7 protein-coding genes, 1 tRNA gene and 1 pseudogene are annotated in these 6,860 nt (G+C 39.9%); all 9 read right to left on the bottom strand.

From position 1 onward, the window contains the following. Positions 1-520 precede the first annotated feature (520 nt). Positions 521-1,657, bottom strand: a complete 1,137-nt coding sequence (gene hydE, locus Q0507_RS07970; RefSeq protein WP_298714858.1) for a [FeFe] hydrogenase H-cluster radical SAM maturase HydE — start codon at positions 1,655-1,657, stop codon at positions 521-523. Next, positions 1,644-2,375, bottom strand: a complete 732-nt coding sequence (locus tag Q0507_RS07965; RefSeq protein ID WP_298714856.1) for a YaaA family protein — start codon at positions 2,373-2,375, stop codon at positions 1,644-1,646. Before Q0507_RS07965 ends, hydE begins: the two co-directional genes overlap by 14 nt. After that, on the bottom strand, positions 2,353-2,955 hold the full coding sequence (locus Q0507_RS07960) for a hypothetical protein (RefSeq protein ID WP_298714854.1): 603 nt from the start codon (positions 2,953-2,955) through the stop codon (positions 2,353-2,355). The genes Q0507_RS07965 and Q0507_RS07960 overlap by 23 nt, the downstream gene beginning before the upstream one ends. 195 nt (positions 2,956-3,150) lie before the next feature. After that, a pseudogene (locus tag Q0507_RS07955) lies at positions 3,151-3,456 on the bottom strand (divalent metal cation transporter); the annotation flags it as partial. 98 nt (positions 3,457-3,554) lie between these two features. Further along, positions 3,555-4,304, bottom strand: coding sequence for a hypothetical protein (locus Q0507_RS07950; RefSeq protein WP_298714850.1), 750 nt, complete (start codon positions 4,302-4,304; stop codon positions 3,555-3,557). Positions 4,305-4,516: 212 nt separating this feature from the next. Beyond that, a tRNA-Ser gene (locus Q0507_RS07945) sits at positions 4,517-4,607 on the bottom strand. A gap of 50 nt (positions 4,608-4,657) precedes the next feature. Continuing rightward, on the bottom strand, positions 4,658-5,092 hold the full coding sequence (locus Q0507_RS07940; RefSeq protein WP_298714848.1) for a DNA starvation/stationary phase protection protein: 435 nt from the start codon (positions 5,090-5,092) through the stop codon (positions 4,658-4,660). A 322-nt stretch (positions 5,093-5,414) separates the two neighbouring features. After that, positions 5,415-6,026 carry a serine O-acetyltransferase EpsC gene (gene epsC / locus Q0507_RS07935; protein ID WP_298714846.1) on the bottom strand — a complete coding sequence of 204 codons (612 nt, stop codon included), beginning with the start codon at positions 6,024-6,026 and terminating at the stop codon, positions 5,415-5,417. Positions 6,027-6,165: 139 nt separating this feature from the next. Beyond that, the coding region (locus tag Q0507_RS07930) for a PLP-dependent cysteine synthase family protein (RefSeq protein ID WP_298714844.1) at positions 6,166-6,860 on the bottom strand (695 nt) is incomplete at its 5' end.

The following is a 6,860-nucleotide window of genomic DNA, read 5'->3' as shown; positions in this document are numbered from 1 at the left end:
TTGGAATCGCCTCCTTACTGGCAAATTACGGCTTTGCTAATACATTTCGACACTATAATAGAAAAATCCTCTTTTTCTGAGAAAAATTTCTCCAAAAAGAGGATTAATATAATTCTTCAATCTATTATTTGATGAATAAAGACTCAAATTTACCAATAAGGACTTAGAAGAGTACCGTAACCATACAGAGTATAACTAATATTGCAATACTAGCCATCTATAGTTTCGACAACTTTCCTCCTATTCCTAAATAATTTTAGTATTTCTATGTTTATAATGAACTTAAGGATCTATTAATAAAGATTTATTCGTAAACCTATATATAGATGGGACTAGTTCTCTCACAAAGTTATAAAAAAGACGGTCTGTACTTGTGCCGCGACATCAAGAACGAGGAGCAAGCAAGTATAGACCGTCTTTTTTAATTAAGTTGTCGCTATATAACGGGGCCCCATCTATATGTAGGTAATACTAACCCAAAGCACATCATACGATACATGAATCAGCTAAACAGAGAAAACTAAAATTCTCCCGTCCGTTTGCCATAGTGTTTAGAGTCCCCATTTTGTTTCCAACCTACGGTGTCACCGATGGACATTACGCGTCGCGTCAAGCAGTCTTTACATTGTTCTGCATTGTCGTCTACGCATGGCTTGTTATCATATAGCAAATATTTTGCACGGTGTTCAGGAATAGTGATGATAGGCATGAGAATATTCGCCCCTGCGGCCAAGCCTTTTTCGCGGCCTAGTTTATCTAGTGCTTGTAATGCAGTGGTTGCTGCAATGTTTACGTCTTTCAAGAATAAACGAGTCAACGCAATCATCTTAAGCCCCAGTTGAACGCGGCGCAATTTACCTGCTTCGTCATCGATGCCCATCGCCAATGCTTCTTGACCTAGTGGCGTATCGTGATGTACTACATAAGGACCCATACCGATCATGTCGATATCCATATCTCGATAAAACAAGATATCATTTACGAGATCATCTTCTGTTTGACCGGGTAGGCCAATCATAACACCTGTGCCAACTTGAAAGCCTACGCGGCGTAAACGACGTAAGCATTCTACGCGCGTCTCAAAGGAGTGCAATTCATCACGAGGATGAATTTTATGGTATAAATCTGTATTAGTTGTTTCAATGCGTAATAAATAACGACTTGCACCAGCTTCACGCATGCGGCGGTACGCCTCTTCGCTTTGTTCCCCTACACACATCGTTATGCCAAGAGAACCATCACCGATGGATTTAATGTCGCGAATTAAATCCACAACATAGTCTACAAAGGCATCATCACAGCGTTCACCAGATTGGAGTGTAATGGAGCCATATTCATGGTCGTATGCCCACTGCGCCATCATGATAATGTCTTCGCGATTCATATCAAAACGTTCCGCCTTGTCATTTTCACGACGAATACCGCAGTAATTACAATTTTTAATGCATCGGTTCGAGAACTCGATGAGGCCACGATAATACGCTACAGGCTTTACGTATTTTGCCTTTACTTCGTAGGCCTTTTTATATATTAACTGCAACTGTTCTTCATCAGTTACAGACATGAGAAATCTTAGTTCCTCCTCGGTCAGCCATTCATCGCCGACAAGGTCTTTTGCAAGAATGTCTTGCACTTGCAAACAATCACTTCCTTTCATAACGAATCGTCATCGATTCGCTTGGTATGGTGATGGATTCAAGGTCAGTGACACAGGTAAATCCATTAATTTCGCGCGGCAAGTCCCGCACATGTTTCACTTGTCGAGTTAAACATTCATGAGCCATCACACCGCGACTCATTTTGGAGGACGTACTCATCTGCTTAAACGTATCGCCCCGTAATTCCCAAAATTCAACAGTTACCACCTTCGGATGGTTCACCATTTTTGCATATTCTTTAGATGCTAGGTTTAGGATCCAATCTTCCTTGTGAAAGTATGCATCCACCGCTTCACGCCAGGTATCGTATAGATTAACACCCACCTTATCGACCATATCGAGTCGATAGTCGCGCACACCCATATTAGGTTCAACGACACCGTACAACGCGGACATCACAACGAGGTGGCTTTCACCAAAGGCCTTAGCCTCCTTAGATAGGTTCTGCCAGTCTAAATATTTAAAAGCAATACCATCGTAGCTTTCACAGGCACGCCCTACGGGATGAGACTCAAAAGACTGGTAAAACTCAAAGAGAGCTTGCGCCTTATCATCCTTTAATTTCAACGCCTTTCCAAGAGTTGTTACATCAAGGGATTGCACGTGTTTTACAATCTCCTTCGTAATATTCGGTTGAAATTGACCATCCTTTAACGCACCGTTGGTTGCAGCATCGGTAATCGTTTTTGTCTTACTAGGAGAGAGGACGATTTTCATGGGATAATTCCGCCTTGATAGTTTCCTCTGTCAAATTGTCGATCAATTCTGGGTTCCACAACATGAGAGGCACCGCCACAACGTGGCTAGCTTTCAATTCTTTACATAGTTTAATGCATTCTTTGAGATAGTCAGAATCTTCATCTACAAGGTCACATACGATAACTACGTGACGCCCTTTAAGGTTTACCCCTTCGTAATCAATGCTTTCAGCAGACACAGTAAGCATACCTGTTTCCAAGCGGCCTTCGCTCATGTCGTTCAAACGAGACATCAAAACATGCTCAAGCATAGTAGATACAGGTGTCACTACGCGGCCAATGCCGAGAAGTGCCTCAGGTTGTGCATGAACGATAACCGTTTTCTTGCGTTTATCAGTTCTGAACTCAACGAGGGCTTTTTCTAAAGCACCAAAAAATACAAATAGTTGCCAAGGATCAAAGGAGCCCGTTTGGAACATGTCGATAACCGAACCATCCTCATCCATATTGAGGCGCGCCAATAATTCCTCTGCAATGTCGTTTACAACAGCTGTGAAATCAGATTGCATTGTATCTTGTAATTTAACTTCCTTTGCCATTAGGTCCTCCTAATTTTCCATATATCACACTGCTAGGAGATACTCCCAACAGATATTACGCTATTCTTAATTGTACCATATTTTATACCCCTCTTGGGTATTCAAAGATACGCTTTTTACATAATAGATACGTTACTAACATAACAAAAAGACCGCCGAAGCGGTCTTTAATACATTACAACAAGCAAACTCTTCTTACCCTACGATTAATAGGTACCCATTCATAACCGTAACAATGATACCAATGCCCCATAAGTGAACATTTGTAAATTTACGGTTCGCATATTCTCCCATGACCTTGCGGCTACTTGTCATATAAAGCTGCAAGAAAATTGTGATAGGCAATTGTAAGCTTAAGAACATTTGTGAGATCAACAGTGCTTGGAAGGAGTCCGTAATAAACACAATCAGTAATAGAGCTGGAACATAAGTTAATGCCAACCCTAATCGCGTATGGAAATCTTTCATATCGTAAGACTCGCCGAACATTCCTGCAAAGATACCAGGCCCTATAAACTTAAAGGCCTTGCTTACCGTTTTGATGAACTGTAAACAACTGTTTCTTAAAAAAATCAATCATTATAACCCCTTACTAAGAGTTATAGAGTGAACGTCATCTCCGTCTGCATACGAGCATCTGTTTTGGACTTTTTATCCTTGGAATCAGTGTAACGAATACGCACTTCATTATTTACCTTAACGCGAGAATCATCAATTTTGAATTTCTTCATTTTTTCTTTGATTTGTTCATCTGTTAAAGCGCGTTCTTCCGGTTTTGCTACTTCATCACCAGCCTTATCAAGAGCCTCTTGTTGATCCTTGGATACTTGATACGTCTTACCAGATTTTTTAGCCTTTTCAGCACGCTTTTCATCTAGTTTTTGACGGCGCTCGTCAGTAACTTTTTTATCGCGAGCAATACGGTAATCCATTACATCACGCATATTTTCTTGGTAAATACGCAATGCATATTCTCGATCATTGTCGTTCATTTGCTCACGTTTTGTGACTACCTCATCGATAAGCGGCATAAGCTCATCCTTTGTGTAGCTAGCACCATCAAAAGTAAACCCGTGGGTATCTGTAATAGCACCATGTTTAATGAGCCTTTGTAACGCTGTATATGTCCAATCATTAGGCGTAATAACATCTGAGTTCACATGCTGTTGTCCTTTACTAGAACTACTAACAGTCTCTACATCAGCACTTACGCCATCCACCATAGGACGTGCACTTGGGATAGCAATACTTTCAGCATGACTAACCCCAACAGACGCAACGAGGCATAATGCACCAATGCCTAAGGCTCGACGGATACGATTCATTTGACGTGTATGTTTTGTATTCATAAGAGTCTCCTTGAAATTACATTTTATACAATCTATTATATGAAACCCCTAGACATACGTCAACTCTATACCCTTACACACCTGTGTCATTCAATACTAATAAGGCCTTGGACTCACTCGAGTCCTCACGATTTTTAGGCCTATATAAATAATATAATAAATCACTATATTATACAAAAAGACCCCACATCGAGTGATGTGAGGTCTTTACATGGCGGAGGATTAGGGATTCGAACCCTAGCGACGGTAACCCGCCCTAACGATTTAGCAAACCGTCCTCTTCAGCCTCTTGAGTAATCCTCCATGCTTTACTGAGTAATCATATCATACCCAATAAGGCATTGTCAATTGTCTTATTTCAACATGGATTCGATGAACCAGATTTGTTTTACATAGTATGCAACGTGATCTTCCATCATGCTCACGAGCAAGAAATCATCTTCTTCATCAGCTGCTGCACGAATCGCTACAGCTTGATCTTTCATGTATTTGAAATCTTTAAGAAGAATATCGATTACCTTTGCTTGAGGGATATCTTCTTGACCAAGTTCTTCGATTTTAGTCAATTTTGCGTATTCTGCGGAATTTACCAATGGAAATTGACCTTGCATTTTTACATGTTCTGCTACTGCATCAAAATATTTAAATGCTTCATCATAGATGGATTCCAAGTATTCATGGATGGATTTGAATTGTGGACCAGTTACATTGAAGTGTAAATTATGTAATTTTACATTCCACACGGAAAGATCTGCTAAATATTGATTTACTTGTTGTACGTTTTTCATAATAATACTCCTTTTATCATTTAATTCTCAATTACAGTTCATTCTAAAAGCAGAACAAACTCAGTTGGCTTCTATGCCATCAATTCGTTTATTTAATTTATAATCAATATTGATTATGTTTATATTTTACCAATAATGATTTTCCATGTCAATATATGAACAAATATTTTTATATAAAATTTGAATGAAATGTATCAGTCTTGTCCAAAATATAAAGTCACAACAACAATAAACCAAAATTTTATAGCAATAGATTTTTTATCAATCAAAAAACCTCTAACTACTAGTTAATCTAATAGTTAGAGGTTTATATAGTTCTATATTAAATATAGTATTCTATGTAATTATCAGGAATCTTCTTCTCCTCTGCTTCTGCAGCAGTTGCATTGCGACTAGGTTTACGAACATACATATTTTCTGGGTCTGTTTCAAAAATTACCATATCCTTAGGAATATCATGTTTAATAACGAGATTACAGCCAATCTTCGTGCGCGCCCCAATCGTAATGTCCCCAAGAATCTTTGTACCTGTACCGATAAGTACTTCATCTTCAATGGTCGGATGACGTTTAACCTTTTTAGAGGACATACCACCTAAAGTCACTTGATGGAACAAGGTTACATTATCCCCTACAATAGCCGTTTCACCAATAACAACGCCCATACCGTGGTCGATAAATAAACCACGACCGATTGTTGCACCTGGATGGATTTCGATACCCGTCACATGACGAGAATGTAGTGCTACACGGCGAGCCAAGGTCGGCCACCCCGTCTTATAAAGGCGATGGGCAAAAAAATGCCAGAACAGCGCCGTAATATGCGGATATGTCCATATAACCATCCACACACTTGTGGCAGCTGGGTCAGAATCCATTACGCGCTTAATATTATATTGAATTTTGCCCCATAATTCACGCAAACCTTGCATCATAGTGACTCCATCTCAAATTACTCTACTCTCATTCTACTCATATAATAGATATATATAGTATACAACATGTTTGGTCTATATTCCTATATATAAGGCATTTTATCGATATAAAACTATTAGTTCATCTATTCGAAATCGATTACTTCACGTATTCATTATTGCCGAAGTCCAAGAGGGATAAATATTTCTCTACTCCATCAGGTGCAATAACAACGATATTTGCCTTAGGTTCTTCCCGAGCAATGCGTTTTGCCACTACAATGGCCGCCCCTGCGGAAAGACCGATAGAGATACCGTTTTCACGCATAAAGGTTTGCACCTCACTAAAGGCTTCTTCATCGCTCACAGTTTGTACGCCGTCCATCAAGCTTTGGTCAAAGTTTTCAGGAATGAAACCAGCCCCAATGCCTTGAATTTTGTGAGGACCGCCCTTGCCTTCGGTGATAGCAGGAGATCCAGTTGGCTCTACAGCAATAGCCTTTACATCAGGATTATGTTCTTTCAATCGTCTTGTAACACCTGTGAAAGTACCACCCGTGCCGATACCCGCTACAAATACATCGACGTTCGGCACTTGTTCTACGATTTCAGCACCCGTTGTACGGTAATGCATATCTGGGTTTTCAGGGTTTACAAATTGGCCCAAGGTGAAAGCACTTGGATACTTCTCTAAAATTTCGTTTGCTCGTTCAAGAGCCCCCTTCATGCCAGTTTCTTTTGGAGTTAAGATGAGTTGTGCCCCGTAAGCCTTAATCAGTTCACGACGTTCTTTACTCATGCTTTCAGGCATGATAATCACTGTTTTAATATGTAGAATAGCGCCTACCATAGCAA

It is taken from the genome of uncultured Veillonella sp. (genome assembly GCF_938010505.1).
Lineage (GTDB): Bacteria > Bacillota > Negativicutes > Veillonellales > Veillonellaceae > Veillonella.
Note: the sequence above shows the minus strand (reverse complement) of the source record. Positions and strands in the feature narration are given on the sequence as shown.

Excerpts from the sequence above, each read along its gene's own strand:
- epsC (WP_298714846.1), bottom strand. The coding sequence starts at position 6,026 with ATGATGCAAGGTTTGCGTGAATTATGGGGCAAAATTCAATATAATATT.
- Q0507_RS07950 (WP_298714850.1), bottom strand. The coding sequence starts at position 4,304 with ATGAATACAAAACATACACGTCAAATGAATCGTATCCGTCGAGCCTTA.
- Q0507_RS07965 (WP_298714856.1), bottom strand. The coding sequence starts at position 2,375 with ATGAAAATCGTCCTCTCTCCTAGTAAGACAAAAACGATTACCGATGCT.
- hydE (WP_298714858.1), bottom strand. The coding sequence starts at position 1,657 with ATGAAAGGAAGTGATTGTTTGCAAGTGCAAGACATTCTTGCAAAAGAC.
- Q0507_RS07940 (WP_298714848.1), bottom strand. The coding sequence starts at position 5,092 with ATGAAAAACGTACAACAAGTAAATCAATATTTAGCAGATCTTTCCGTG.
- Q0507_RS07960 (WP_298714854.1), bottom strand. The coding sequence starts at position 2,955 with ATGGCAAAGGAAGTTAAATTACAAGATACAATGCAATCTGATTTCACA.